This is a genomic window from Afipia birgiae 34632, from assembly GCF_000308295.2.
Lineage (GTDB): Bacteria > Pseudomonadota > Alphaproteobacteria > Rhizobiales > Xanthobacteraceae > Afipia > Afipia birgiae.
Genome location: NZ_HG326655.1, coordinates 364,423 through 388,187 on the forward strand (window position 1 = coordinate 364,423; position 23,765 = coordinate 388,187).

Here is a 23,765-nt window from a genome sequence, read left to right on the forward strand (position 1 = left end):
GAAAATGGAGCACCATTCAGAATAAAACAGCGAACTCATACATTATTGAAAATGCTATGTAATTTTAAGAATTGCGACTGAGAGGCGCCGTCGCCTTCCCTGGATCAGCGCGAGATCGCGTACGGGAATGTAGCGGGAGGTACCGCCTTTGCATCCCCTCATACGGCGCTGCAATCCGGTCTGTTCAACGTTTGGCGTCACAAGCATCGTTGTTCTATAGATTTGCCGCGTGATCGAGAAAGACGCCACCACGCGCGACCAATCGCCCGGACTTGTAGACACCGCGACGCACCGGTCGCGCCACGACCGCCATCTGCGCATGATCGGCATCCACCACGACGAGGTCGGCTAGAGAACCGATTGTAAGCCCGTAATCAGGGATTCCCAGGACGTTGGCTGGAGCCTGAGTGATCATGTCAAAGGCGCAAGCGAGTTCATCATCGGTGTTGAAGCCGGACCTGTAGCCGATCATCATCGCGCGCTCGAGCATGTCACCATCGCCATAAGGCCACCAGGAATCGCGGATATCGTCGTTGCCCGCGAACACGGTGACGCCAGCGTCACGTAGCGCCAGCACCGGCGGAAATGGATGATCGCCCGGCGCATTGGTCATGATCGCCACGTTTGCCGCAGCGAGATTTTCAGCGGTCCGCATCATCGCATCGCGAGGCACTTCGCCGAGTGCGTAGGCGTGACTCGCGACGACGCGGCCTTCGAGACTGGCGGCACGCGTGCGCGCCGCCATCCGGTCCAGCGTGTGCAATCCGAGCTGACCGCCGTCATGCAGATGGAGATCGATGCCCTTGCCGTGGCGCTCGGCGAGCGCAAAAACAAGAGCGAGATGGGCTTCAATGTCGCCCTCGAAACTCGCGGAGTCGAGGCCGCCGACCACGTCCGCGCCTTGCGCGAGTGCTTCATCGAGCAGCTCCCGCGTTCCGGGCCGCACAAGCAAACCGCGCGCCAGCCCGACGATCTGGATCGACACCACATCGCGATACTTTTCGCGCAGCGCCAAAATGCCTTCGAGATGCGTCAATCCGAAATCGGTATCAATCTCGACATGCGTGCGCATATGGGTGGTGCCACGGCTCACCGCCCGCTCCACCAGCGCGCCGGCGCGAATCGCCAGCGAAGCGCCCCGGGCAAGCCAGTCCTTCTGGATCGCGAGGCGTTCGCCGACATTGAAGCCCGCGGTGCAGCGTTGATGCGGCCGCCAAACATCGCCAAAGAACGTGGTGTCGAGATGATTATGTCCATCGACGAAACCCGGAAGCACGAGTGCACCGCCAAGATCGTGGCGCTCGCGCCCGACTGAAACCTCAGCGCTGCCTTCCGCAAGCATGACGATCCGGCTGCCGGAAATGCCAATGGCCTGAACCGTCCCGTCGGGAAGACGGGCGTTGTCGAGAACGAGATCGAGCGACGGCATGATGGGTCGAAACCTTCAGATGAGAAGCACGAGTGGAAACGGAGAATGGACGCCGCTTTCGCGGCGGCGTCCATCGCAGATGCTCGGCGATCAGGTGCGCGGCAGCTGCCCCTGGATGCCTTCGACCAGCCAGTCGATGCTGCGCAGCTCGGCGTCCGGCATGGTGGCGCCGGCCGCAACACGTACCTTTCCGGACTGATCCTTGATCTCGCCGGTGAAGGGATGGAATTTACCTTCGAGAATAGCCTTTTCCTTCTCGGCCATCAGCGCACGCACCTCGGCGGGAAGCGCCGCATTCTGCGTCGTCATGCGAACGAAGCCGCCTGGTCCAAGGCCGCGCCATTTCGATTCCGCCTTCCACTTGCCGTCGATCACGCCTTGTGCGGCCTCGGCATACGCAGACGTCCAATCAAGTTCGAACGAGGTCAGCTGCCTGTTCTTGACGAATGCCGAGAAGTCGCCCGAGCTGCCGATCGACCACACGCCCTTCTCTTCAGCGGCGAGACCCTGCACCGGCGTGTTCGGGCTGCCTGAGAGAACGTCAGCACCCTGCGACACCAGCGCGTTGATGGCATCCTTCTCTTTCGCCGGATCGCTCCAGGCGTTGGCCCAGATCAGCTTGCACACCGCATTCGGATTGACGCTGCGCGCGCCGAGCATGAACGCGTTAAGGCCGTAGATCACCTGCGGCACCGGGAAGGCGCCGACCCAGCCGAGCACGTTGCTCTTGGTCATCTTGCCGGCGGCAATGCCGGTGAGATAGGTGCCCTCGTAAGAGCGAGCCTCGAAAACTCCGAGATTGTCCAGCGTTCCGATGCCAGCGCAGCATTCGAATTTGGTCTTGGGCAGGGTCGGCGCTAACTTCCGAAGCGTTGCGTACTGGGAGAACGTAGTGCCCATGATCAGCTGATGCCCCTGTGCGGCAAGCTGACGGAAGACACGCTCTGCATCCTGGGCCTGCTGCACGTTGTCGAGCACCGTGACCTTTACCTTGCCGCCGGACTTGGATTCGAGCGAACGCCAAGCGCGGGCATGGAACGCCTCCCAACCGTTCTCGGCAATCGGCCCTTGATGGACGACACCGACCTTCAGAACTTCGTTTTGAGCAAATGCCTTTAACCCTGGTCCGAGGCCGATGGTTGCGCCAGCGGCGGAGCTACGCAGGAAATTACGCCTGGTCATCGAGAACATATTCATTTCCTCCTGATGGTCCGGCGCAGACGAACCGTTTGATTTTCTACCTGCGCGACTTGGTAAATTCGGCAGTATATCGACGAGAAAAATCAGGCTTCGCCATGGAACAGCTTGCCGAGCGAAGCCGGCGCATTGAGCTGAACCAATGTCGGATTGCGGGAGATCAGAACGAGCACGACGATCGTCGCCAGATAGGGCAACGCCGACATCATCTCTGGAGGGACCGGGATGCCGGCGCCCTGAGCGAACAGCTGCACCGTCGTCATACCGCCGAACAAATAGGCTCCGAGCAGCACCCGTTCCGGTCGCCATGTCGCAAAGACAACGAGCGCAAGCGCGATCCAGCCGCGACCGGCGGTCATGCCTTCCACCCAGAGCGATGTGTAGACCACCGCCAGATAGGCGCCCGCGATGCCGGCCATCGCGCCGCCGAACAACACCGCGTACAAGCGCACGGTGTTGACCGGGTAGCCGATCGAGTGGGCTGAGGCCGGCGATTCACCGACAGCACGAAGGACGAGACCAGCGCGCGTGCGGTAAAGGAACCAGAACACACCACCGAAGGCGGCCCACGACAGATAGATCAGCGGGTGCAATAGCACGAGAGTCGAACCGATCAATGGAATGCCGCTCACCCATGCGGCAAGTTCAGAAGGCTCGCGTGCCAGTGCGACGCCAACGTAAGGCTTGCCGAGAAATGCACTCGCGCCGGCCCCGAAGATCGCCAGGGCGAGGCCGCTCGCAACCTGATTGGCCTTCAGCGTAAGCGTGAGCAAGGCAAAGATCGCCGCCAGTACAGCTCCGGCGAATGCGGCAAAAAGAACGCCGAGCCACAGATTATGCGTCGCATGGGTGACAGCGAAGGCAGTCACCGCACCAAACAGCATCATGCCTTCGACGCCGAGATTGAGCATTCCAGATTTCTCGGTGACGAGTTCGCCGAGCCCGGCATAGACGAGCGGCGTTCCAGCCACGAGCGTCGCAATCACAATGGCGGACAAGGTATCCATCACGCAGTTACCTTCTTCAATTTAACGGTGCCCGGTATTACGCGGATGCGATAGGTGATCAGGATGTCTGCTCCAAGCAGGAAGAAGAGCAGCACGCCCTGGAATAGACCGGTGATCGCCGACGGAAGGTTGAGCGTCATCTGGGCCGCCTCTCCGCTGAGATAGAGCAGCGAGATCAACAGACCACCGAGCACGATGCCGATCGGCTGGAGACGCCCGAGAAAGGCTACAATGATGGCGGCAAAGCCGTAACCGGGTGAGGCCGTCGGAAAGAGTTGGCCGAGCGGTCCGGCGATTTCACCGACACCAGCGATTCCCGATGCGACTCCGCCTGCCAGCATCGCGATCCACACCGCGCGGCGACCGTTGAAGCCGGCATACCGGGCAGCTGGCTCGGACAGACCAACCACCTGCAACTGGTAGCCGACGAAGCTTCGCTTGAGGATAAACCACGTGAACACGACAGCTGCGAGCGTAATCAAAACGCTGGCGTTGAGCCGCGTGCCTTCGATCAGAATCGGAAACAAGGCACTTGGAGCGAGCGGCTCCGATTGCGGGAAATTGAATCCGTTGGGATCGCGCCATGGTCCATAGATCAGGTAACTCAGCCAAAGCTGAGCGACATAAGTCAGCATCAGACTGGTGAGAATTTCGTTGGCATTGAAACGCGTTCGCAGAAACGCGGGGATCGCCGACCACAGCATGCCGCCGAACGCGCCAGCGACAACCATCGCAGGCAACACCCAGGATCCGCCCTGAGGTCCATAGTGCAGCGCTACCACGCCACTAAAGATCACACCCACTGTGAGCTGGCCTTCAGCGCCGATGTTCCAGACATTGGCGCGGAAACCAACCGCAAGACCGAGCCCGATCAGGATCAGCGGCGACGCCTTGATAAGGAGTTCGCCGACGCCGTAGAGGTTTTCGATCGGCTGCACGGCAAACACGTAAAACGCGGTTGCTGGATCCTTGCCCATCGCGATGAACATGCAGAGTCCGGTCAGCGCCGTCAGCCCGACCGCCAAGAGCGGAGAAAGGTATTGCATGATCTGGGAGGGCGCAACCCGACGTTCAAGCTTGAGCTTCATTGTCGATCTCCCGAGCCGCGTTGAGCGGCGTGGCCATCATGTCGCTGAGACAGGCCGGTCATCATCAGACCGATCTCGGTCAAATCCGTCTCGGCCGTAGCAATTGGTTTCGACAGTCGGCCCTTGACCATGACCGAGATGCTGTCGCAAATCTCGAACAGCTCATCGAGTTCTTCGGAGATGACCAGAATGGCGGTGCCTGTATTGCGAAGGTCGATCAGCGTCTGCCGGATGAACGCAGCGGCCCCGACGTCGACGCCCCAGGTCGGCTGTGACACGATCAGCACCTTCGGTTTCTGAAGCACCTCGCGGCCGATAATGAACTTCTGTAAATTGCCTCCGGACAAGCTGCGCGCTTCGGCATCCGGCCCACCACATTTGACCTGGAAGCCCTCGATGCAGCGGTGGGTGAAGGCCGTGATCGCGCCAAAATTCAACAAACCACCTTTGACCATGCCGCTGTCGTGCGCGGTTAGCAGCGCATTCTCCGCCAACGTCAATGTCGGTACCGCGCCGCGGCCGAGCCGTTCTTCCGGCACGAAGCAAAGACCGAGCCGGCGGCGCGTCAGCGGATCGGTGCAGCCAACCGGTCTGCCGAGAAGTTCGATCCGGCCCTTTTCCGGAATCGGTGTTTCGCCTGAAAGCGCGGTCAAAAGCTCTTTCTGACCGTTGCCCGAGACGCCGGCGATGCCGACGATTTCGCCGGCATGCACCACCAGATCGATCTGGTCGAGCGCGGTGCCGAACGCGGAATCCGCGGCACGCGTGAGCTTGTCGACCACAAGACAACGCTCGGTGCCGGCTGCGATCGACGACGGCCTGCACACCGGCAGATCGGCGCCCACCATCATTCGGGCCATGCTGCGCGGCGATTCCTGGCGCGGATCGCAAACGCCGGTGACGCGGCCGGCGCGCATCACCGTCGCCGCATGACACAGCGCCTTGATCTCATGCAGCTTGTGGCTGATGTACAGAATGCTGCAGCCATCATCGGAAAGTTGGCGCAACGTCTCGAACAGCCTCTCGACAGCCTGCGGCGTCAGCACCGAGGTCGGCTCATCCATAATCAGAAGCCGCGGGTTGAGAAGCAAAGCGCGGATGATCTCGACCCGCTGCCGCTCGCCGACCGACATCGTATGCACCAACCGGCTCGGGTCGACCGGAAGGCCGTAGCGTTCGGAGACAGCAACGATTTGTGCCGAGAGTGTTCCGAGATCCGGCTTACCGGTCATACCGAGCGCGATGTTCTGCACCACGGTCAGCGTCTCGAACAACGAAAAATGCTGGAACACCATGCCGATGCCGAGACGCTGCGCCTGCGCGGGACTCGTTACCGCGACCGCCTCGCCGCCCCAGATCAGCTCACCCGCGTCCGGCTTCACCAACCCGTAGATGACTTTCATCAACGTGCTCTTGCCGGCGCCGTTCTCTCCGAGCACGGCATGTATCTCGCCAGGCGCGACCTTAAGATTGATCTGGTCGTTAGCAAGGACCGAAGGATAGCGCTTACAAATGCCGCGCAGTTCAAGACGCGGTGTACCGTCTGGAAAGGCGATGCCGACTGGCCCCGTCATACGTCTTTTTCTCCGTCGCCACGATGTCAGACAACCTGGAAAGAAAACGCGGAGCGATGCGCGATCGCGTCGAGCCGCAAACAAAGTGCGTCAGCAACTTTCAAACTTACGGCCTATAACACTCACTCCCTGTCGGTTCGCTTTCGTTTGCGGATCACTGACCTCCTGGAAACGCGCGTCCGATATTCATTCGATCGTGCCATGCATGCCGACCAGATCAGCCCTGCAGGGTAAGAATAAACTTACTTATGTCAAGCGCAGAGACGATCTTCAAAAATTTGCGCTCCAAGAAGCGGCCACTCGGCATCGCCGCGGATAATTGGAGAGACGGCGCAGGCGTTCTGAAGCTACCGATCGCGAGTTGCCAATCGGGCACGCGAGTGAGCTGCACCTTGAAAAGACCGGCTCGCCCGCGCCCTCGCCTGCATTCTCATTTCGAATGCACACCCGTTCAGCCATTCGCGCGGCATAAAACAGCAATAAGGCCAGCGTGAAATTCGCCAATTCCCGCAACAGGAAAATGCCGATCTCCGCCGCACCTTTCAGGACGGGACCGCCCGGATTCCGGTCTTTGCGCTACAGTACTGAAACTACGCGACGTCATCGCTGAACCATTCAAGTATGGAGACTTAGATCAGAACTTTACAGTGATACCGGAGTACAGCGACTGTTCGGTGCAGCTGTTATTAGTCACGCCCCGAGCGACATTGCAGACAGGGCTCTTGGCCTGGTCAAGGCCGAACTTGTTCTGCCTATAGCAATAGGCAACCCAGACATCGACAAAGTGCGAGTACTTCGGTCCCCACATCGCCTTGCTGGCGTCAAGGGTCAGGCGGATCGGCTCTCCACCGCGGTGTCGCCGCCGCCGCTAGTGGTCCCGAGAGGGGCGTTCTGTTTGCCCTTCTTTCCGTACCAGCCAGCACGACCGCTGATGGAGAACGGTATTCCGGCAGGAAGCCGAGACCCATGCCCTCGGTCCATTTCTGGGCGAGCACGAGCCCTGCCTCGATGGTCTTTCTCAGTCCGACTTCGTCCGCGAGAATCGCACCCTTGGAAAGGGCGATTTAAAAGCGAACAGGGCAGCTTCCACCTGATGGGGATTTAGGTCGACCGGGGCATCCAGAAGCGCACCAGCGAACTTCTCCGCGTCAGCGACTGAACGCCGGCGGGTAAGCTCATGAGCGAAGAGCTTTGCATGATAGTCCGTTGTCAGTCCCGCCCCCGGCTCACTTCTTTGGTAGTTCACTATCCCATAGTAAATTACGGCAACAACCATCACTAAAATTCCGCGGCACCAAAAGGCCGCACGCGAAGAAAGGAACCCGACCAGTTACTGAGGCGGCGGTAACGACTCTCGTCAACAGCGCCCGGCTGATAGCCGGGCGTTTTTCTCATGCGTGGCGATCACGCTTGAGATGCGACGCCATCCTGCGGCGCACTTCGCTAACATGTATTCGATCGCGCGTGCGCTCGACCTACAGGAGGACGAATTTCGTGTGATGATGCGTTCGTTTACGTGCGCGGCGGAAAGCACCTTGAAGCCATCGGCAGCGAGCGCTTCTGCCGCTGACCCACCGGTGTATTCGGTCACATTGGTAATGATCGCAACTCGGTCGGCCATGCTCCACCACCCGCTATCATGTAAAGTAACGCGATGCGCAGAGCCTCAGACAGCGATACGTCCCTCAAGGTAGAGCACGGCGCGCCCAACAATGATCACCCGATCGCCATCGAGCGTACAACTGAGTGCACCGCCGCGCCGCGATATCTGCCGTGCTTCGAGCTGCGTCTTACCGAGGCGCGCCGCCCAATACGGTACCAGCGTGCAATGCGCTGAGCCGGTGACAGGGTCTTCGGGAATGCCATTGGCTGGCGCAAAGAACCGCGAGACGAAATCGACACCGTTCTTGCCCGGTGCAGTGACAATCATGCCCCAACGGTCCAGCTTTGCCACTGCGGCCATATCCGGATCGAGTGCAGCCACTTCGTCGGCATTGTCATAAACGGCGAGATAGTCGCGCGACCCGAGCAAGGCCTTGGGCTGCTTGCCCAGTGCCGCCACAAGGTTAACGGGTGTCGTGACCGGAATCGGCACCCGCGCCGGAAGATCCATTGCCAGTCGTTCGCCCTGGCGGCTCACAACGAGCGTACCAGCATTAATCGTCCGGAAGCTGACGCGGTCGCGACCCGGCTCTATATGGTGGAGAATCACATAAGCTGATGCCAACGTGGCATGACCGCAGAGATCGACTTCGACCGTCGGCGTGAACCACCGCAGCTCATACTCCTCCTCCTTTTTCACGAAAAAGGCCGTATCCGCTAGGTTGCTCTCTGCGGCGATCGCTTGCATCGTCGCAGCGGGCAGCCAGCGCTCCAAGGGACAGACAGCGGCCGGGTTGCCACCGAATACGCGGTCGGTGAAGGCGTCAACCTGATAGTATGGCACAAGCATAACCATAGTCCTTGTATCGGCAATCAAGAAGAGCGCCTTAGACCTTCCGGTCCGTCCCCACCTGTCCCTAACGATCAAACACGCCGAGCCGCAAAGGGTTTGCCTGTCGTCGTATGAGTTGAGATGCGGTTGTAGTTAAAGTCATCCTGTCCGCAAACCACCACCGCACGTAGTCTTTAAGGGAAATTCGTCCACCGTACTCTTCCACGTAATCGGAATCGGGATAGACTCGCACCGAAGTCGGTACATAACGCGAGGCAAAACCCAAGCGCATGTCTTTCGATTTTCCTTCGTGCGGATGAGAGGCGTGCATCAGCGTCGACCAGAACACGACGAACTGTCCCGGTCGCATGACCATCGATACGGCCTTCGACTCGTCCGGCTTCCAATGCGGATCAACTTGCAATTCGCGATAGTCGTAGCCAAAAAATCCTCGCCGGACGCCATCCTTATCCGCCGCATTGACCCGATCTGGATCATAGTGCATTCGTTTGGTTTCATCGTAATGCATCGAGCGGTGGGTGCCAGGAATAAACTGCAGAGCAGCAGTGTCGATCCCGGCTTCGGTAAAGGCCGTCCAGACAGTGATTGTACCGCCGAATTCCTCCGCTTCCGGCCACACAATCTGCGGCGTCCCGGAGGCATTAGCGAAGGTATCCGCCTGATGCCAATCAGTACCTTCGTCGCCCGGATACTTTGGAAAAAACTCAGTGCGCCAGTACAACATTCGGTCCAAGGACGCTGCTCACGCGGTCGACAATAGCCGGTTGGCAAATATGCTCTGCCAGAAACGGATTATCAAATTTCCTTCATCTCATCAGGCCCGTACAAGGTGAAGGGGCCAGCGCAGCCCTGTGCATGGAATTGCTCCAGTTCGCGCGGAGTAAGAGAAAACCGTTTCGTCCGGCTCGACATCGAATGCATCATTTCATCCTCTTTGTAAGTTGTTCAGAGATATTATGGTGGGTTCAGACGGTGGCGCCGCGCGAGCGCAATTCCTCCCAATTATCCAGCTGACACCACAAGGGCTGGATGTGGTGACGGAGGTCCGAAATGGACGCCCTCAAATCCGGTGGTTTTCTGTCGCCCGGTGATTTTGAATCAGATTTGGCGCCTGCCAGCCCCGGCGAGGCTTTCGAGCCCGCCGTTATGCTGGACCCCGCCAACGCTGCGCTGGAAGGGGTGTTCGATGACTGGCGGTCGGAAAACTACGATTTGCTCGTAGAAGGTTTGCCGGTGGATGTTTTGGATTTGCGATTAAGGCTCAATGCGGCTTCCGCGAAAGTTTGCAAGTCGTACCGGCTGGCCCCGAGCGCGTCATAGAACTGCATACTCACTTTGACCATTTCGAGAATATGTTTCTCAAAACTTGATTGAGTGAATTCGTGTTTGGTTGCCTTGTATGTGCCACCGGTTGTCCGACTTACAAAATTCACTGAATCGCTGAAAGACTCGATGTAAGAGTGAGCGAATACGTCTCGTTTTTGGATTGCACGGGATCGCGCCAAGGCCGCTCGAACGGGCCAAATCGCATTCATCGCAAGCCATCCGGATCGATCCAGCGCGGTTGGAACAGTTCGGTCGCAGCATGCGTGAGAATATGACCTCGGGATCGATTCCATTCCGCAAAGCTTATCTGCAATCCCTGATCGACGTGACCGAGGTCGATGATGCCCAAATCCGGATCAAAGGCAGCAAAGATGTGCTCGAAAGAGCGGTCCTGGCCAGCCGGAATGGGCAACTCCGGGTTCGCAGATGAGTACTGAATGGCGCGCCATTCAGAACAAAACTGCGAACTCTTATATAATTGAAATCGTTATATAATTGTCTCCGCGAATTTGGGCCAGTGGCCTCGACACGTCTGCTTTGCGCCGATTGCGTTGAAGAAGTCGGCGAGTTGGCTGTCAGCGAGCACATTGGGGCGCGCGCGGGTGAGTTCGCCCTTGCTCAGGCAGGCATTGTAGCGGGTCGCGGGATCAGCTTTGCCAGCTTTCGGAGGTTTTGAACGGTGGCAGCGAGGAGGAACTCGTCGTGGACTCCAGATGGGCCTCGTGGCCTGAATCGATCGAGGCGCAGGATGCGCTTCAGGGAGCAAATGGGCGCATCTTAGCGGCGTGGGGATCGACTTCTCCAGACCCGGCAGGCCAACAGACAACGCATTTTGTGAAGCCTTCAACGGTCGTCCGCGCGCAGAATGTCTGAACGCATCATGGGTCCTGTCGATGGCTGACGCCATCGATCGGCTCGAAATCGATGCAGCGTCGTCTCCTTCGAGGCGTCGAAGCTGCCGGCGAGCGAGAAGCCGTTGCGCCATTTCATCTCGGCGCCGGCGGTGATCACCGCGGAATTGGGCGACGGCTGCGCGCCTGACTAGGATCAGGACCCATTAAATTTATTGCGTGAGGGTTGGACGATTGATTCATCGGTGATCCCCGGACCGACATAGCGTAGCTCATAGTACGTCATATCCCGAACGCGAGGCGTCGCAGCAACAGCGCTCGCTTGTGGTTCAATCGAGATTCGGCGCGCGTCGGTGTCGGCTGAATTGCTCGTAAGCATAGGCATAAGCGAGCAAATCGGCCTCAGCCCATTGATGCCCCACGACGATCAGGCAAAACGGCGCGCCGGATGCGTAATAGCCGGCTGGCACCGTCACGCCGGGAAGCCCTGCAATGTTGATTTCGCAAACCGTGGTCTCGTGGATAATGTCTCCGCCGTGCAGCGGAGCAAGCGCGGTGCGCATCTGCGGGAAGATGACGGCATCCAGGCGTTCGCGCATGAACACTTCCGCGAAAATCCGCAAATAGGATTCCTTGGCGGCGATGAAGTCGGATAGATCGGGCGGGCGCGTCGGGTCGGCCAAGCATGCCTTGAATTGCGGCAGATTATGCATGAAGTGGAGCACGCCTCCCTTCTCGAAAGCATTTTCGGCGGCAGTCGCCGTGGCGAATTCAGCGAAGGTTTTCACTGCGGCATCGGGTCCCAACCGATGGAGATACTGCTCAAGGTCGTAGGGCACCGATTCCATTCCACGCGCATCGAATTCCTCCAACGACGGCGTCGCCTGACGCAGTTCTGCAAATCCCGACCCGTCGAAAGGGTCCTTCACCAAAATGGCGCCGAGTTTTTCGAGTTCTCCGCGCGCGCGGGCGTAAAGCTGCGAGGTCTCTTCGGACAGCGGTTGGTTGCGCCAGCCGGGGCCATAGAGGCCGATGCGCCTGCCTAGCAAGGCATCCTCGCGCAGCTTCGACGTATAGCCGCCTGCCGGCCTGTGCCCAACGCAAGCGATCGTCTTTGGATCTTCAGAGGTATAGCCGGCGAGAACATCGAGCGTCAGCGCCGCATCACGCACACAGCGCGCGATCGGACCGACAACATCGCGATTTGACGACAAGGGCAGAACGCCGGCATTTGGCACCAGCGCGAAAGTCGGCTTGATACCAACCAGACCTTGCGCCGCTGAAGGATTTTGAATGGATCCGCCGGTTTCCTCCGCAAGACCAAGGACCGCCATGCTGGCAGCGACCGCCGTCGCGGTGCCGGCACTGCTGCCGCCTGGAAGAAATTCGCGGCCGGCAGCGTTATAGGTCGGCCCGGCCCAGCTATCATTGGCATGACTGCCTGTATGGCTCAGCACCGGCACATTGGTCTTGCCGAGGATCACGGTGCCAGCCGCTTTCATGCGCGCCACCACCGGCGAATCCACTGCTGGCATCAGATCGACACCGCCGGTTTTTGAGTGCAGCAGTTTCCATCCCGCTGTGGTCGGGAAGCCGACCATGTCCATCGGATCCTTGATGACGACCGGGACGCCGTCGAGCGGACCGATCACCTTGCCGGCAGCGCGGCGCTTGTCGCTGGCGCGCGCCTCGTCTAGCGCCGCCGGATTACGGAAGATGATGGAGTTATAGCGCGGATCGATCTGGTCGATGCGAGCGAGGAACGCCTGCGTCAGCGCTTCGGATGTTAACGCCCCGCTTGCGAAGGCAGCCTGCACCTGCTCCGCGGTCATTTCAATCAGACTCGGAAATGCAGACACTTCGGCGGGTTCTTTGATCGTCATAACGAGCTCCGGTGAGCGATGGGAGAAGAAACACGCCATGCCGATCTGGCTGGCGGGGTGCGCATGGTGGGATCACTGATTAGCGCGAGGCTTCGATGATCTTTTTCGAGATCGATGCGCCAAGCGTGTATTTCGGATCCACCATGTTGCCGAGGCGGACCTTGCCGCACATCGTCAACAGCATGTAGGCGTCGCTTTCGTCGAAGCCGAAATCGGCGGCCATCCAGCGGATCAGTTCGCGATAGGCGATGCGCGCAGCATCTTCCATCGGGCGGGCCGAGCCGATAGTCATATAAAAATCCGCCGTCTCAAGTCGCGGCCACTGCAACGTCATTCCCTTGATGAGATCGACCTGCACCGTGGTGATGCTCGGATGCTCGAGCGCGACACCGCACAATTCGCCGTCGCCTTGAATGGCGTGACAATCGCCCAGATACAGCAGGGCGCCGGGGGCATTGACCGGAAGATAGATAATCGAATCCGGCGCGACATCCGGAAGATCCATGTTGCCGCCATAGTAGTCGGGAACGAGCGACGAGATGGCCTCGATCTCCGGCGACGTGCCGATGGTGCCGATGAACGGTTCATAGGGCAATGTGAGCTTATCGCTCCATTTGACACCGCCTTCGACCGTCACCTCGATCTTCTTGACCCGTTCCGGCAGCGGCTGGTTCAACAGCGCCGTCGTGCCGGTGCCGACCAGCCCGCCGAATTCCGGAATGAGGCAGGTGGTACCGACGGGTTGCGGTCCGCGCGGACGAATGGACTTGATGTGGACTGCGAGACAATCCCCCTTCTCCGCACCGTTGACGTAAATCGGCCCGTTCTGCGGATTGAGGAACGGGAAGTTCAGTATCTGACTCGGAACATCGGTCTCAAGGCGGATCTTTCCCTCGAAAGCGTCGTGCGTTTCGCAGGACACAACCGCACCGGGATCAACACGCAAGACCGGCTCGGCAAACGGACCGTAGACGTAGTGATATTTACCCTGCTCGCTTTCGGTGATCGTGTGTTGCTTGCCGGGCTTGCCGTGCGCCACACCCTTGCGGGCCATGATGGATTGATCTGTCCAGGACATGTTTCTTCTCCCTTGGTGAATGTTTGGTTCAGACGGCGAGATACCGTCTGACGATGTCGCGATCCTCGAGAAGGTCGGGCGTCAGTTCCGCAATGACGCGACCCTTGTCCATCACGAAGCAGCGCTGTGCCATCGCGCGGATCATGTCGATGTTCTGTTCAACCAGCACGATGGTGAGGCCCGTCTTCTGATTAAGATCGACGCCAATGCGAGCGATGTCCTGGACGATCGAAGGCTGGATGCCTTCGGACGGTTCGTCGAGCAGCAGTATCGCCGGCCGACCCACCAGCACACGGCCGATCGCCAGTTGTTGCTGCTGACCACCCGAGAGGGTGCCGGCTGGTTGACTGCGGCGCTCGTGCAGAATCGGAAAGTAGCGATAGACTTGGTCGTAGTCGGGTGCCCCCCCACGAATGCTCTCGCCGACACGCAGATTTTCCTCAACGCTCATGCGCGGAAACACATCGCGCCCTTGCGGCACATAGCCAAGCCCGAGGCGCGCACGGGCGTGCGGCGCCATTCCGCCGATTTCATCCCCCCTAAAACGGATCGATCCATCGCTCGGAGGTAGAAGCCCAATGATCGCCTTGATGAGCGTCGATTTGCCGACGCCATTACGGCCGATCAGCGCGAGGATTTCGCCGTCGTTGACCGTCAGATCGACGCCTTGAAGCACCGGCTTACCGCCGTAGCCAGCCCGCAGCCCGGAGATGGAGAGCAAGTGCTTAACCATGAGCGATATCCTGCGTCTTCCGAGCTGGCGGCTGATCCGGCACGCTCGCTTCATGGTGCGGGCCGTGGCCCTGACCGAGATAGATTTCGGCGACACGCTCGTCCGCGATCACCTCGTCGATACTGCCCTGCATGAAGATGCGGCCGAAATGCAGAACCGTGACGCGCGTCGCGACCTGACGCACGAATGCCATGTCGTGCTCGACGACAAGAACCGTCATGCCGCCATCCTTGAGCGCCTGCACCATCTCACCGGTCGCGCGGGTCTCCTCGGGTGACATGCCGGCGGTCGGTTCGTCGAGCAGGAGCAGTTTCGGCTTGAGGCTCACCGCCATGCCGATCTCTAGCCACTGCTTCTGGCCGTGACTGAGATTGCCCGCCAATTGAGTCGCCTCACTGGACAGATTGAGGAAACGGAGAGCGCGGTCGATCTCGCTCTGCAGGCTTTCGCCATGGTAATGCCGCTGCAGAGCGATTTCGAGGTTCTGGCTGACACTCAGCAACGAGAAGATGCCAGGTACCTGAAACTTGACGCTGATGCCGCGGCGAATCCGGTCATGCGGCTCCAGCGCGGTGATATCTTCACCATCGTAGAAGATGGAGCCGCTGGTCGGTGTATACTCACCGAGGATCAACCGGAAGAAAGTGCTCTTGCCGGCACCGTTGGGACCGATCAGGCAATGCAACTCACCCGGCTCCAGCGCAAAATCGACATCGGCTGTGACCTTCAGACCGCCGAAATTCTTGTTAAGCTTCCGAGCTTCGAGCAGGGCCATTACGCAACGCCTCCCTTGCGGAAGCGACGATCCAGCCATTGAGGCAACTGCGCGAGCGCCGTGACCAACCCGTTAGGTGCGAGCAGGACGGTCAACACCAGCAGCAGTCCCATCACAACCAATGCATACTGGCTGCCATATATCGTCAGTGCCTGGAATGTCCCGAGCAGGAATAACGTGCCGAGCACCGTCGTCGTCAGATCCCCGCGACCGCCAACTGTCACCCAGATAATCGGCAGCGCCGCAGCGGTGATCCCCATGCTGGATGGCGTGATGTACTGACCCCAGCTCGTGTAGAGCACGCCACTCAACCCTGCCAGGGCGGCGCCAATCACAAACGTCGCAAGCTGATACTTCCGCACATCGTAACCAAGCATGGTCGCGCGCTGCGGGTTCTCGCGAATCGCAACGACGACATAGCCGAATGACGAGTTCACCAGAATGCGGAGCGCCAGATAGACCACGACCAGCAGACCCAACACGACGTAATAAAGCGGGATATCGGGAGCCAGCACGATGTCGCCGCCATGCCACGGAATCGTCAGCGGCGGCATTCCGCTCATGCCGTTGAAGCCGTTCAGGCGCGCGTTGCCGATACGCCATTCCGGTGCCGCCGTCTGGGCCATGAAGCGCTCGAACACCAACGTGACGGCCAATGTCACGATACCGAGGAAGACGCCGCCGATGCGGCCGAAGAACAGGAAATAGCCAAGCACAGCCGCGACAACAGCCGACGCCGCCACCGCAACAATCATCGCGAAAAGCGTCAGGCCATAAGCCGCACCGAAATTGAGCGTGACAATGCCGTAAGCGTAACCCGACAGGCCGAAGAACGCGGTCTGACCAAAGCTGAGTGCGCCGCCATAGCCCCAGATCAGGCACAGCCCCATCGCCATGAAGACCCAGTTGAAAAAGTAGATCGTATTGCCGACCGTGTAAGCATCCGCAACCAGCGGGTAGGCCATGGCAAGCGCCACGACGGCGCCCGCCGATATCCAAAACTTGCGGCCTCGGCCCAGCGTCTGCGGACCTTCAAGGCGATTCAAAATTTGCCGCACGGGAAATCTCCAATCGATAGCCGCACTCATGCCCGCTCGCGCAGGATGAGGCCGGAAATGCCGCGAGGCAGAATGCGGATCACAAGAATGACCGCCACGAGCAGGCCTATCTGACCGGCAAGCTGGCCTTGCCACGTCGTCATCAATGCCTTGACAAAACCGAGAGCGACTCCAGCCGGCGCCGTGCCGAGAAAAACGTCGCCTCCGCCCACCACGACCGTGACGAACGCCTCCATGATGAACTGCGCGCCCATCGTGGGCACCAGACTCATCGTCGGCGCGTAGAGCCCGCCAGTTGCGCCCGCCAAGGCTGCGCCGATGCCGAAGGTCAGACTGTAGATCAGGCGGGTATTGACACCCAGCGACTCCGCCATGTGCGGCACCTGGATGGTCGCACGCGCCAGCACGCCGAAACGCGTAAAGTTGAATAGCGCATAGAGGCCAGCGAGGATCGCCACGGCGACGCCCATCAGCGCAAAACGATAGACCGAATAGGATAGCTCGCCGATCGTCACGCTGCCAAGCGGCGTGGACATATCGGTCAGGCTCGGTCCCAGCAAAATCAACGTGCCTTGCGATACGATAAGACTGATGCCCCATGTGGCGACGATGGTATCGAGGGGGCGATGGTAGAGATGACGGATGACCAGGCGCTCAAGCACGATGCCGACGAGACCCGCCGCCAAAGCGCCGCACAGGATGGCGAGCGGCAGCGGTGCGCCCATCTTCGACACCGTCGCCGTCACATAGGCGCCGCCCATGATGAATTCGCCGTGCGCGAGATTGATGACGCCCATCATCCCGAAGATGATTGCGAGGCCGCAGGCGGACAGAACCAGAAAAGCCGCAGCGTCTCCGAATTGATAGAGAAAACCGACCACGTTGTTGAAGCTCCCGCTGAAAACCGATCTGCACCACGATAGAAACATCCGGTGAGGGCTATCGCAGCCCTCACCGGCAATTGCCGATCCGCTTACTTCGGCGGCGGATTGCTCGGCGTATATTGAGCGCTCGGATTCTTCTTCGTCAGATCGCAACCCGCTTCGCCCAGCCAATAGGGCTTGACGTCTTCCCAGGTTTTCGGAAACGAGATCGAATGGACGTCATTGACCTTGGCGAGATAGATCGTGTGCGACATATGCTGGCTCTTGGGGTCGATGCAGACCTTGCCTTCCGGCGCGTCGAAACAGACATCACCCTTGGCAATGACTGCGCGAAGATCGTCACGCTTGGTCGAGCCCTTGGCGCGCTCCACCATCTGCTTGTAGAGGTAGACCGCGAGGTAGGAATTTTCCGCCTCTTGATTGATGTAGGGCTCGTTGGGGAATTTCTTGCGCCACTTGGCGACGAATTCCTTGCTCTTCGGATCGGCGATTTCTTCAATCCAGTTCGTCGTCACATACATGTTGGCAAGGCTCGGCGGCTTGAAGCGCTTGTGCTCATAGGCCTGACCGACATTGACGGAGCTACCCATCGGCACGCGCAAATTCGCGGCCGACGCCTGCTCGTAGTAAGACGATTGCGCCGTACCGACGAGCAGCGTGATGAGCACATCGGGCTTTGCCTTCTGAATGTTCTGAATCGTCGAGGAGAACTGCGACACCCCGAGCGGGATGAACTCCTCGCCAACCATTTCGCCGCCATTCTGCTTGACGATATTGCGGACCCATTCGGCCGATATCTGTCCGAAATTGTAGTCCGCCGCGATGGTGTAGACCTTCTTGCCGAACTTTTCGATCATCCACGGAATGAGTGTCGAGAATTGCTGCTCCGGCACCGCGCCGGTCACAATCATGTTCGCGTCACAGACGCCGCCTTCGTACTGGTTGTTGTAGAATGCGAACCCGTCGAGCTGTTTGACGATCGGCCTGTAGGCTTCACGCGACGCACTCGAGAATCCGGCGAACACCACGTTGACCTTGTCGCGCTGCAATGCGCGGCGCATGAACTCCTGGTACCGTGTGTTGTCCGACTGCGTATCGTATATGACCAGTTCCAGCGGGCGTCCGGCGATACCGCCGGCAGCATTGATTTCCTCTGCCGCAAGCTGAATGCCGTGAACTTTGCCGATCGTGGCCAGCGCGAAATCGCCGGATTGGTCCTCAAGCACGCCGAGCTTGATCGGGTCCGCGGCCATGGCGGCCAACGGTACGGCCATCGCTATCGCGGCAGCCGTCATCATTAGTAAGCGACGCATCCCCATAGTCCTCCTTGTTTGATGAACCGGCTTTTGTGCTGTCCGATGGCCAATGCGCCGGGTAGTTGCCAAAACCCTCTGTCAGGAGGGCCTCACAGGACTCCTCGATGCCTTGACGGCGGCGCATGCTTTCGCGCCGCAGCCAGGCAAAAGCCTCGTCATCGTTCAGCCCGTGGGACTGAACGAGTGTCACGACGGCTTTGATCACAAAACGACGACCGTTACGCCTTCGGTCGTGCTCAGCCAGGCGCAGCTCCATGCCGCGCATCCGACGATAGTTGTTCACGCAGAGAAACAGTGCCGAGTAGACCGCACCGGCGTGGATTGGCTTGCGAAGGAAACTGGTCACTCCAGCTTCTGTCAGAAGCCTCAATCGGCTCGGCGCTTCGATTCCAACGATTCCTATGGCGGGCACTATCGGAAGAGCCGTTTCGCCGACCAGTACAGATGCGGGATTAAACGGAAAATCGCCATCGATGAGCAACACGTCGCGATTTGGATCAAGCGTGGTGAGGTCAACATCCTCGAAGCGCGCAAGCGAAACGCCGACCCTGGCCAGCGTTTTCTCGAGCGTCTCGGTGGCAGCGTCAGGCCCACCCCACAACAAGGCGCGATTGCCGCGAAAATTCTGGACCAGCGGTTGACCAATCATGACACGACCCGCAATTTCGAACGCTCTGAAACCGCACCGAAGCGCGACGAATTTTGAAGTAAATAGGGATCAGCCGGGATCGGTTGCGACGCCTCCACCACGATCTCGAACTCACCCGCCGATGTCGAACGACCGATGCGCGGCGTCAGCGTCGCATGCATCGTTTCGGGAGAGATCTGCACTTGGCCCTGCGGCGCCGTCAGCACTTGACGAGCAACCGCTTGCTTGACCGCGCCGATCTCCGAGGTGCCGGCCTCGGCCAGCGCCAGACCGAGCAGCTTGACCGCGAGATATGTTGCTTCGGCGTCAGCGGATACCGCCGGCCCACCTGGCCGGCGCGCCTTATAAGCTGCGGCGAAACGGGCATTCTCCGGCGACTTGATCGACGAAAAATAGACGCTGGATACGATGTGCCCATCGGCGGCCTCGCGACCGACGGCCTCAAGCTCGGGCTCCGACAGCGTGCAACTGGCGATCGGAAGCACAGCTGGCTGGTCGATTCCCTCTTGCGCACAAGCAGCCCGCAGGTCGCGCAGAAACTGATAAGACGAAATGCCAATAAGCGTGTTGAAGATGAAGGATGGCCGCTCGTTCAGAATTGCCTGAATGATCTGGCCGAAATCCGTGTCGTCCATCGCGAAGTAACGTTCAGCGATCACGCAGCCACCAGCCGCAGCCATCGCCTCGCGCATGACGCGATTGTTTTCCCACGCCCAGATATAATTGGACCCGATGCAGAATGCGCGGCGCCCGACATGCTGCAGCAGATAATCGATCAGTGGCAGCAAATGCTGGTTAGCAACGGGGCCGGTATAGACGACATTCGGCGAACTCTCGAAGCCTTCATAATGCGAGGGATACCAGAGCAATGCATCCGCCTTCTCGAACAGCGGAATGACCTCCTTGCGCGAGGACGACGTATAACAGCCCACCACATGACGGATGCCAGACGCCAGCATACTCCCGCTGATCGAGACATAGCGCGCAAGCTGGCCCTGCGGATTTCCGACCACGGGATCGAGCCGCACAGGCAAGCCGCTGCCATTCACCTCGTCGATAGCAAGAAGCGCACCGGCCAGCATGCCGGCCGACACCGCGCTATAGGGTCCATCAACGGAGATCAGCAAACCAATGGGAATATCAATCGTGGCCACGTCGAACAACTCCAATGCAAAGCGCGCAGGGATTGATCAGCAGACGGCGCCAGTGCCACGAAGTTATATCGACAGGATCGGACGCAGAATTCTCGGCAACACTGCCGCTTGCGTCGGAAGGATTCGGATTACAGCACGTCAGACGCCGATCCAATATCCGTCCTTGATAAAAAAAGTAGCATGGCTCGATTGTGTTCGCTAGCCCTCTTCAAGGAATATTCTGAATTTCGAGATTTTGCAGCGCGCAAATTCTAGGCGAGCTTGCTTATCGAAAATGCAGGGAAAGATCGATAATGCAGCATATTGCTCGTTCGAATGGCAACGGAAAGCCGTATACAAACGTCGTCGCCATTCCGATATCAAGCGCATTCATTTTCGCTGCTGCCGGTATCAGCGCACGCCAAGTGTAACTCCGCTGCGTAAGAGATGATCGAATATGGCACGCAAACATCTGCTGATATTTTTAAGACCGCAGTTGCATCACTCTTCTATGGAAGGCACTTCAGTTTCGCTGCTGCAATCATCCCGACACTGCTAGCCTGCAGAATGCTAGCCGCTTGATCTGCCCCCTTTGAAGTGGTCATCCCTAAATGCCAGATCACGTCTCGCGGCAGACGGATCGGCGACCAGTATCCCTGGATCGCCTGACCGGCGTGGGTAAAGCTTGTGCGGCACATCACGGCCTGAAACTTCAGCGACTGCGGACAAAATTTGTTTCACCGAATACCCCGCACCGGTGCCCAAATTGTGTGTCCCGCCGGGGGCCACCCTCAACAACACGGAAACAGCCGAGACATGCGCCGCCGCGATGCAGTAGTCTCTATCCCTCTATCCCGCTGGTCCAAAATATCCGTCAGGTCAGCTCACAATCTACAAAGGCATCTTAACGTAAGCTGACATCTGATAAACTATCGCTAAATAGTTTGGATCAGTTTTTCTGATTTCGAATGGCTGGATGTTGGCTCCTGCGAACCCCAAGACGAGCCGATCAGGGTTGGCCATTTTTCGGAAGTTCAAAATCTCACCGACGGCGACGCCATCCATATGCAGATGAAGACCACCATTGGCCGCGACTTTAATTGCTAACATTCAAAAAAATCCAGATAAACAAAGCGAATTGAAATAAAGGCTGCGTCGAAGCCCTGCTCCAAGTCGTACTCTTAACCAGCTGGCAGATACAGGCCTTAATCCAGTTCAGACGAGTTCAAAATCATTATCTGCTTTCTTCCTGTTGTTCATAAGGTACTCAGAGCGCGCGCTTCCAGCGGTAGAACTTCGGCTCCAAGATCCCCATCTTGTGGCAGATCTCCTCAGTCGTCGCGCCGCTCTCCACTTGCCTCAAGGCAAAGGCTATCTGCTCCTCCGAAAACCGCTTCCGCTTCTTGGCATTCCTCCCTGTGCCTGTCGAAAATCAAATTCGGAGGATGGTAGAGACGAGCCTTGAAGCGGTAGCCCTTTGCGGAGCCTCACTGTTATCTGACGCTTTCGCGCCAGTGCCCTCACCGAGCGAGCGTGGCTTCTTGAACTCGTCTCCCCAAGCAGAACCCAGCGTGCAGATTTCCCGCACTGGGCTCCCCAGATGACATTTGCGAAGACCTCCGTCTCATACCGTTGGATGCAATGTGCGAGCTGACGGCAGCTCGAACCACGGTCGATTGCTCAAATACACCCAGCTGATCCGCTGTCGTTGACCGCGGCGTTGCAGGGCGTGCACCCAGTGTCGCTGGATTTCGTGGCGGATCCAGCTGAGCTTGCGGTCGCAGTGGTGCAAGGCGAAGTACTGGTAGAAGCCGCGCAGCATCACCGTGAGGTGTTGCTGTTGTTGGCGTCTCTTCCAATGTCTGTGTCCAAGCAACCACTCGCGGGCGCGAGCGAGGAACTTTCTGCAGCTCTTGGTGCAGGGGATACGGATCAGGGCGAAACGCCCTGCTCGATCCGCCCCACAGACGTGCTTGAAGCCCAGAAACTCAAACGTCTCTGGCCTCTGTCCGTGCTTGCGCCGTTCGACGGCCGCAAAACGCCCAAAGAGCAACAGCCGAGTTTTCTCCTCGGCCAGTTCCAGATTGAACTGCGCAAAACGTTCCCGCAATTGGCGCTGGAAGTTCTGCGCGTCTCCCAAGAACTGGAAGCTTCCCACAAAATCATCCGCGAAACGCACCAAGTACGCCTCGCCCTGGCACTGTGCTTTGAATTTCTTTTCAAACCACAGGTCGAGCGTGAAGTGCAGATAAATGTTACTCAGCACAGGCGATATTGGGCCGCCTTGTGGCGTACCCTCCTCGGTTGAAATCAGTGCCCCATCGACCATCGCCCCGGCCTTAAGCCATTTTCCAATCAGCTTAAGAATTGCCGGGTCGGCGATCCGATGGGCCACCATCTTGCGTAACCACTGATGACTGATGCGGGTGAAGTAGCTGCGGATATCGGCCTCGAATACGTGGTTCACCTTCTTGGACACGATTTGCAGGCGCAGTGCCTGCAAAGCGTGATGAGGGTTGCGCCCCGGTCGAAAGCCGTAACTGCAGTCGAGGAAATCCGCTTCGAACACAGCCTCGATAATGCGCGCTACCGCTCGCTGCACCAGCCGATCCGCGACCGTGGGAATCCCCAATGGGCGCGTTCCGGTTTTGCCTGGCCCTTTGGGTATTTCAACCCGCCGGACCGGTGGTGCGCGATAGGCGCCGGCTCGAAGTTGTGCGCAAATCTCTTCGACCCGCTGCTTCAACTCGCTCTCAAACTGCTCGGTGCTCTCCCCGTCGATCCCACTGGCCGCGCGCCGGTTCATCATGCCCACGTTTCCGTGAGGAATTCCGGCGTCAGCAAATGCGCCAACGAGGTAAATCGCACCGTGCGATCCAGTTTGGCCTTCTTCGCTATCTGACTCAGTTGCGTTGACATCATGCTCCTGCCTCTGTGAGTGCGGGTGATGTTTCCCGAAAGTCAGCCTTCATCTGCTTCGCCGCTTCCCCGTGTACGCAGCTTTCCTGCGCTCTGAGTACTACCAGCGAATCCGACTTCCACTGTAGCGTTTGCCTTTCTCAGGAATGCTCCATTCGTCCAGCATACTCTGCTCGTTTCCGCTACGAGCCGAGACCACAGTGGATCTCTCAGGTTCCTCAATGCTTCCATTTCCGAACGTGCCGTGCTCTCTGACCCCGCCGCAGTCTCCGGTCACCATCGCCTCTTGCGGTGACTTACTATTGCCTTCCAGCCAATATGACGCTGTCGGCCTGCGGTTTACTATCATCACGAGGCTCAATCGCTTCACTTGCGTTACGGCCCGCTCGTCGCTCCTGCCTACGCGTAAC

The 23,765-nt window shown here is 58.8% G+C and carries 20 protein-coding genes and 4 pseudogenes; 2 read left to right on the forward strand and 22 right to left on the reverse strand.

Features of this window, described 5'->3' with window-relative positions:
• Positions 1 to 214: 214 nt before the first annotated feature.
• The 9 genes and pseudogenes from BN32_RS24765 to BN32_RS24805 all read right to left on the reverse strand — a co-directional run bounded on the left by BN32_RS24765 (position 215) and on the right by BN32_RS24805 (position 9,474).
• Positions 215 to 1,429 (reverse strand): amidohydrolase family protein, encoded by a 1,215-nt coding sequence (locus BN32_RS24765; RefSeq protein WP_019199763.1) that lies wholly within the window; start codon positions 1,427 to 1,429, stop codon positions 215 to 217.
• Between the two features lie 90 nt (positions 1,430 to 1,519).
• On the reverse strand, positions 1,520 to 2,620 hold the full coding sequence (locus BN32_RS24770; protein WP_040427705.1) for a BMP family ABC transporter substrate-binding protein: 1,101 nt from the start codon (positions 2,618 to 2,620) through the stop codon (positions 1,520 to 1,522).
• Positions 2,621 to 2,712: 92 nt separating this feature from the next.
• The gene (locus BN32_RS24775; protein ID WP_019199761.1) at positions 2,713 to 3,633 is read right to left on the reverse strand and encodes an ABC transporter permease; all 921 of its coding nucleotides are present in this window, start codon (positions 3,631 to 3,633) and stop codon (positions 2,713 to 2,715) included.
• Entirely contained in the window at positions 3,633 to 4,721 is a 1,089-nt protein-coding gene (locus BN32_RS24780) for an ABC transporter permease (RefSeq protein WP_019199760.1), read from the reverse strand. Before BN32_RS24780 ends, BN32_RS24775 begins: the two co-directional genes overlap by 1 nt.
• On the reverse strand, positions 4,718 to 6,295 hold the full coding sequence (locus BN32_RS24785) for an ABC transporter ATP-binding protein (protein ID WP_019199759.1): 1,578 nt from the start codon (positions 6,293 to 6,295) through the stop codon (positions 4,718 to 4,720). The genes BN32_RS24780 and BN32_RS24785 overlap by 4 nt, the downstream gene beginning before the upstream one ends.
• A gap of 634 nt (positions 6,296 to 6,929) precedes the next feature.
• Positions 6,930 to 7,263 (reverse strand): annotated as a pseudogene (locus tag BN32_RS27960) (hypothetical protein); the annotation flags it as partial.
• 389 nt (positions 7,264 to 7,652) lie between these two features.
• Entirely contained in the window at positions 7,653 to 7,916 is a 264-nt protein-coding gene (locus BN32_RS24795; RefSeq protein ID WP_019199756.1) for a hypothetical protein, read from the reverse strand.
• Positions 7,917 to 7,961: 45 nt separating this feature from the next.
• On the reverse strand, positions 7,962 to 8,747 hold the full coding sequence (locus BN32_RS24800; protein WP_019199755.1) for a PhzF family phenazine biosynthesis protein: 786 nt from the start codon (positions 8,745 to 8,747) through the stop codon (positions 7,962 to 7,964).
• Between the two features lie 67 nt (positions 8,748 to 8,814).
• Entirely contained in the window at positions 8,815 to 9,474 is a 660-nt protein-coding gene (locus BN32_RS24805; RefSeq protein WP_244438280.1) for a chlorinating enzyme, read from the reverse strand.
• A 326-nt stretch (positions 9,475 to 9,800) separates the two neighbouring features.
• Between BN32_RS24805 and BN32_RS24810 the strand changes: the two genes are divergently transcribed.
• Entirely contained in the window at positions 9,801 to 10,070 is a 270-nt protein-coding gene (locus BN32_RS24810) for a hypothetical protein (protein ID WP_019199754.1), read from the forward strand.
• Positions 10,071 to 10,694: 624 nt separating this feature from the next.
• Here the strand turns inward: BN32_RS24810 and BN32_RS27080 are convergent.
• A pseudogene (locus tag BN32_RS27080) lies at positions 10,695 to 10,835 on the reverse strand (IS5/IS1182 family transposase); the annotation flags it as partial.
• 8 nt (positions 10,836 to 10,843) lie between these two features.
• On the opposite strand from BN32_RS27080, the pseudogene BN32_RS26565 reads away from it, so the two are divergent.
• Positions 10,844 to 10,996: pseudogene (locus BN32_RS26565) on the forward strand (integrase core domain-containing protein); the annotation flags it as partial.
• Between the two features lie 260 nt (positions 10,997 to 11,256).
• Here the strand turns inward: BN32_RS26565 and BN32_RS24820 are convergent.
• The 12 genes and pseudogenes from BN32_RS24820 to ltrA form a co-directional block, all read right to left on the reverse strand.
• The gene (locus BN32_RS24820; RefSeq protein ID WP_019199750.1) at positions 11,257 to 12,810 is read right to left on the reverse strand and encodes an amidase; all 1,554 of its coding nucleotides are present in this window, start codon (positions 12,808 to 12,810) and stop codon (positions 11,257 to 11,259) included.
• Between the two features lie 79 nt (positions 12,811 to 12,889).
• Positions 12,890 to 13,888 carry an acetamidase/formamidase family protein gene (locus BN32_RS24825; protein ID WP_019199749.1) on the reverse strand — a complete coding sequence of 333 codons (999 nt, stop codon included), beginning with the start codon at positions 13,886 to 13,888 and terminating at the stop codon, positions 12,890 to 12,892.
• A gap of 28 nt (positions 13,889 to 13,916) precedes the next feature.
• Entirely contained in the window at positions 13,917 to 14,621 is a 705-nt protein-coding gene (locus tag BN32_RS24830; RefSeq protein ID WP_019199748.1) for an ABC transporter ATP-binding protein, read from the reverse strand.
• Positions 14,614 to 15,396 (reverse strand): ABC transporter ATP-binding protein, encoded by a 783-nt coding sequence (locus BN32_RS24835; protein WP_019199747.1) that lies wholly within the window; start codon positions 15,394 to 15,396, stop codon positions 14,614 to 14,616. Before BN32_RS24835 ends, BN32_RS24830 begins: the two co-directional genes overlap by 8 nt.
• Positions 15,396 to 16,484, reverse strand: a complete 1,089-nt coding sequence (locus BN32_RS24840) for a branched-chain amino acid ABC transporter permease (RefSeq protein WP_019199746.1) — start codon at positions 16,482 to 16,484, stop codon at positions 15,396 to 15,398. Before BN32_RS24840 ends, BN32_RS24835 begins: the two co-directional genes overlap by 1 nt.
• Entirely contained in the window at positions 16,481 to 17,383 is a 903-nt protein-coding gene (locus BN32_RS24845) for an ABC transporter permease subunit (protein WP_019199745.1), read from the reverse strand. Before BN32_RS24845 ends, BN32_RS24840 begins: the two co-directional genes overlap by 4 nt.
• 44 nt (positions 17,384 to 17,427) lie before the next feature.
• Positions 17,428 to 18,651: an urea ABC transporter substrate-binding protein gene (locus BN32_RS24850; protein WP_244438273.1), complete on the reverse strand. Its 1,224-nt coding sequence runs from the start codon at positions 18,649 to 18,651 to the stop codon at positions 17,428 to 17,430.
• Positions 18,557 to 19,303, reverse strand: a complete 747-nt coding sequence (locus BN32_RS24855) for an ANTAR domain-containing response regulator (RefSeq protein WP_019199743.1) — start codon at positions 19,301 to 19,303, stop codon at positions 18,557 to 18,559. Before BN32_RS24855 ends, BN32_RS24850 begins: the two co-directional genes overlap by 95 nt.
• Positions 19,300 to 20,457: a transporter substrate-binding domain-containing protein gene (locus BN32_RS24860; RefSeq protein WP_244438274.1), complete on the reverse strand. Its 1,158-nt coding sequence runs from the start codon at positions 20,455 to 20,457 to the stop codon at positions 19,300 to 19,302. Before BN32_RS24860 ends, BN32_RS24855 begins: the two co-directional genes overlap by 4 nt.
• 870 nt (positions 20,458 to 21,327) lie before the next feature.
• Entirely contained in the window at positions 21,328 to 21,546 is a 219-nt protein-coding gene (locus BN32_RS27085; protein WP_156947019.1) for a hypothetical protein, read from the reverse strand.
• 166 nt (positions 21,547 to 21,712) lie between these two features.
• Positions 21,713 to 21,829, reverse strand: a pseudogene (locus BN32_RS24865) (transposase); the annotation flags it as partial.
• A gap of 231 nt (positions 21,830 to 22,060) precedes the next feature.
• Positions 22,061 to 23,245, reverse strand: a complete 1,185-nt coding sequence (ltrA, locus tag BN32_RS24870; RefSeq protein WP_019199738.1) for a group II intron reverse transcriptase/maturase — start codon at positions 23,243 to 23,245, stop codon at positions 22,061 to 22,063.
• Positions 23,246 to 23,765 lie beyond the last annotated feature (520 nt).